This is a genomic window from Cellulomonas sp. P4_B5_2 (assembly GCF_056402235.1).
In genome coordinates this window covers 1-3619 of the sequence record NZ_JBFUHU010000355.1, presented here as the reverse complement: position 1 = coordinate 3619, position 3619 = coordinate 1, and the positions used below count along the sequence as shown (strand labels likewise).

Annotated in this window: 4 protein-coding genes; 1 reads left to right on the top strand and 3 read right to left on the bottom strand. The window is 73.3% G+C overall.

The window, feature by feature from the left end; translation table 11 throughout:
* Positions 1-49: 49 nt before the first annotated feature.
* Positions 50-1192, bottom strand: coding sequence for a CAP domain-containing protein (locus AC1DUQ_RS19295; protein WP_477060095.1), 1143 nt, complete (start codon positions 1190-1192; stop codon positions 50-52).
* 188 nt (positions 1193-1380) lie between these two features.
* On the opposite strand from AC1DUQ_RS19295, the gene AC1DUQ_RS19290 reads away from it, so the two are divergent.
* Positions 1381-1854 (top strand): Lrp/AsnC family transcriptional regulator, encoded by a 474-nt coding sequence (locus AC1DUQ_RS19290; RefSeq protein ID WP_477060094.1) that lies wholly within the window; start codon positions 1381-1383, stop codon positions 1852-1854.
* Here the strand turns inward: AC1DUQ_RS19290 and AC1DUQ_RS19285 are convergent.
* Positions 1851-2789 carry a universal stress protein gene (locus AC1DUQ_RS19285; protein WP_477060093.1) on the bottom strand — a complete coding sequence of 313 codons (939 nt, stop codon included), beginning with the start codon at positions 2787-2789 and terminating at the stop codon, positions 1851-1853. The two genes, AC1DUQ_RS19290 and AC1DUQ_RS19285, sit on opposite strands and share 4 nt — an antisense overlap.
* A 127-nt stretch (positions 2790-2916) precedes the next feature.
* Entirely contained in the window at positions 2917-3378 is a 462-nt protein-coding gene (locus AC1DUQ_RS19280; RefSeq protein WP_056096423.1) for an HNH endonuclease, read from the bottom strand.
* Positions 3379-3619 lie beyond the last annotated feature (241 nt).

Sequence of the window (3619 nt, the reverse complement as noted above, 5' to 3'; positions counted from 1 at the left end):
CGTGGGGGCTGGGACCCCCTCGAGTGCGGACGTTGCGGCTGCAGAAGGGCTAGCTGAAGCGGACTGCGCCGAAGAGCCAGCCGTTCAGGCTCGCGCCGCCGACGGACATGCTCGACACGTCGGTGCGGCGCATCTGGGCGTCATGACCGGCGGACCGCGACCAGGCGGAGACCATCGAGGACGCGGAGCCGTTGCTCACGCAGGCCACGATGTTGTCGCCACCGGAGTGCCAGATGCCGCCCGCGTTGGCCATGGTGATGGCGTGGCTGACCAGGCTGCCGCTGCGGGAGACCGACAGCTGCGAGAGCCCGAGGGACGCGCGGTAGGCGTTGATGGCGGAGCCGATCGCCGAGACGCTCGACTCGCCGGCGCCGGATCCCCCGGAGCCGCTGCAGACCTTGCCGCCGCTGGGGATGCCGGACGACGGCGCGACCGGCGCGGGGGCCGAGGCCGTCCTGGGAGCGGTCGAACGGGACGTGGTCCGCGTCGGGGCCTTGGCTGTGGACCGGGCGGCAGCAGCCTGTGCGGCGGCGGCAGCGGCTGCCTGCTCCGCGGCGATGCGGGCGGTCTCGGCGGCCTGCCACGCGGCCTGCGCGTCGACGGCGGCCTTCTCGGGTGCGGCAACCCCGGCGACCAGCGAGCGCAGGGACGCGAGGCTGACGTCGGGTGCGGTGAGGGCGGCACCCACGGCTCCGGTGGCGCTCGCGAGGGCGGCACGGGGGGCGTCGCCCGCGTTCGGCACGGCGGCGAGGGTGGCGTTGGCGTGGTCGACGGCGGCCTGGGCGCTCGTCGCGGCGGCGGTGCGGCTGGCGACGTAGGCGGTCTGCGCGACGACGACGTCGGTCTGGCGATTCACGACCGCGTCACGCGCGGCGGCCAGCACGGACTGGTCCACGCGGAGGTCGGCCTCGAGCGCCTTGGCCTGGGCCGCCTGGGCGCTCTGATCGGCGGCGTACACGCCACCGCCGGCGGCCACGGCGAGCGCGACACCGGCGGCGAGGCCGATCCACACGGATCGTCTGACCGCCACGATCCGGGCGGCGGTCTCCTCGACGAGCGGGGACGGCGCGGTGCGCTGGTGCGGGACATCGACCTGGTGGGGGACATCGTCGACCACCGGCACGGGTGCACTGATGACCGACGGTCGCTGGCTCGGCACGACGTCGAGCAGCTTCTTGGTGTCCTTGACCACGTCGCCTCCTTCGGGGACCCCGGCACGGCTGGCGCGAGTGGGGCTTCCACTCATCTCGGCATGTCGGGAGTCCGCCTTGAGGCCACATGCCCCTTTTTGTCAATCACCCGTTCGGACCAGTACGCGGTGCACATTGCCATTTTTCTGCGGCTAGCACCAATCGGCGCGCGACCGACGATGATGTGACCGTGACCGACGACTCCGGGCTGGACGCCCTCGACACCGCCATCCTGCGGGTGCTCGCACTCGATGCCCGGGCCACGTTCGCGCAGGTGGGAGAGCAGGTCTCGCTCTCCGCGCCGGCCGTGAAGCGACGCGTCGACCGGCTGCGCGAGCGGGGCGTGATCCGCGGTTTCACCGTCCGGCTGGATCCGGCGGCCATGGGCTGGCAGACCGAGGCCTTCGTCGAGCTGTTCTGCCAGGGCTCCACGAGCCCGGCGACCATGCGCGCGGCGGTCGAGCACTATCCCGAGGTGGTCGCGGCGAGCACCGTGACCGGGGACGTGGACCTCATGGTGCAGGTGCGCGCGCGGGACATGCGGCACCTGGAGCGCGTGGTGGAGAGGCTGGCCGCGGAGCCGTTCGTGGCGCGCACCCGCTCGACCGTGGTGCTCTCGGCGCTGGTCCGCCGCCCGGACGTACCGCCGGCCCCGGAGGGCTAACCGGCCACGGCCTCCTCGGTGGCGCACCGGTTGGTGACCACCATGACCGGGCAGTCGGAGTGGTGCAGCACCGCCTGGCTGGTGGAGCCCAGCAGCAGCCCGGCGAACCCGCCGCGGCCGCGCGAGCCGACGACGATCAGGTCGGTGGCCACCGAGAACTCCGTGAGCAGCTCTGCGCCCGTGCCGTCCAGGGCGATCCGCCGGACCGTCACGTCCGGGTGCTCGGCCAGCGCGCGGTCGACCACCACGTGCAGTCCCTCGGTGACGTCCCGCAGCACCTGCTCGTGGTCCACCGTGGCCGGCAGCCACGCCAGCACACCGGTCATCGAGCCCACGGGCACGCCCGCGACGGCGGTCAGCTCGGCGCCCCACGCCTCGGCCTCCCCGATGGCGTAGCGCAGCGCGTGCTCGGCCTGGGGGGAGCCGTCGACGCCGACGACGATGCGCTTCACCGGGCGCGGCGCCGGGATGGGGGCGTCGTCGGGCAGGGTCCGGCCGGCCTCGCGCAGGGGCACGACGACCGTCGGGCAGTACGCGTGCGCAGGCAGGGCCGACGAGACGGTGCCGAGCAGCCGGTCCGCGAACCCGCCGCGCCCGCGCGTGCCGACGACGGCGAGCCGGACCTGGTGCGAGAGGTCGACGAGCACGCCCGCGGCGTCGCCCGTGAGGACCTTGGCGGTCACCGGGATGCCCAACGGCGCGATCCGCTGCGTGGCTTCCGCGAGCACCGCCTTGGCGCCCTCCTGGATGGCCGTGTCGTCTAGCGCCGCATATCCGCCGTCGAGCGAGGCCGCGGTGAACGACGGGAGGGAGTAGCTGCAGATGAGCCGGATGCCCCAACCGTGGGTCTTGGCCTGCGCGGCCGCCCAGTCGAGCGCGTGCAGGCTCGCCGCGGATCCGTCCACCCCGACGAGGACCACATCGTCACGCGTCATCCGGAGCCTCCGTGCTCGTGCCGAGCCCACCGTGCGCTCGTCCCAGTGTCTCCCACCGGTGCGCCGATGCACCCGCGAGTAGCCGGAATGATGCCATACGTTGGTGGATTCTTGACGAAGATGAGGTTCAGGCAACCACGTACTGGGACCACAGCGGCTCGGACCGGACCGACGTGGTGCCGAACGCCACCGACCACCGCGGGGCGCGGGGGACGAACGGCAGCTCCCAGCCGATCTCGTGCAGCAGCCGGTCGGCCTTGCGGTGGTTGCACCGCACGCACGCGGCGACGACGTTGGTCCACTCGTGGCGGCCGCCGCGCGAGCGTGGGTTCACGTGGTCCACGGTGTCCGCTCCCCCGCCGCAGTACGCGCAGCGGTGGTTGTCGCGCTGCAGCACCGTGCGGCGGGTGGGGGGCACCGGGCGGCGCACCGGGACGTGCACGTAGCGCGTCAGGCACAGGACGACCGGGAGGGGCACGGACACGTGCTCGGAGTGCAGCAGGCGACCGTCGGTCTCGAGGACGGTCGCCTTGCCGGACATGACGAGCACCACGGCGCGCCGCAGGCTCACGATGCACAGCGGTTCCATGCTGGCGTTGAGCAGCAGGGTGCGTGCTCCGGACGCGATCAGCCCTGGTGAGCCGACCTCGGTGGCTGCCCCACCGACGGCCTCGGTGGACAGCTTCGACGCATTCATGAGCACGGCGTTCTCCCGACCTCGGGGGTCGAACCGGCTGGCTGCCGGCCCGGCGAAGCGAAGCAACAGCGTGGTGCACGGCCAGAGTACGCGCCGGTCGGTGCGGAGGGCCGCAGGAAACCGACGAGGCCCC

Bases quoted from the DNA above. Each gene is read 5' to 3' on its own strand.
- AC1DUQ_RS19285 (WP_477060093.1), bottom strand. From the start codon at position 2,789: ATGACGCGTGACGATGTGGTCCTCGTCGGGGTGGACGGATCCGCGGCG.
- AC1DUQ_RS19280 (WP_056096423.1), bottom strand. From the start codon at position 3,378: ATGGAACCGCTGTGCATCGTGAGCCTGCGGCGCGCCGTGGTGCTCGTC.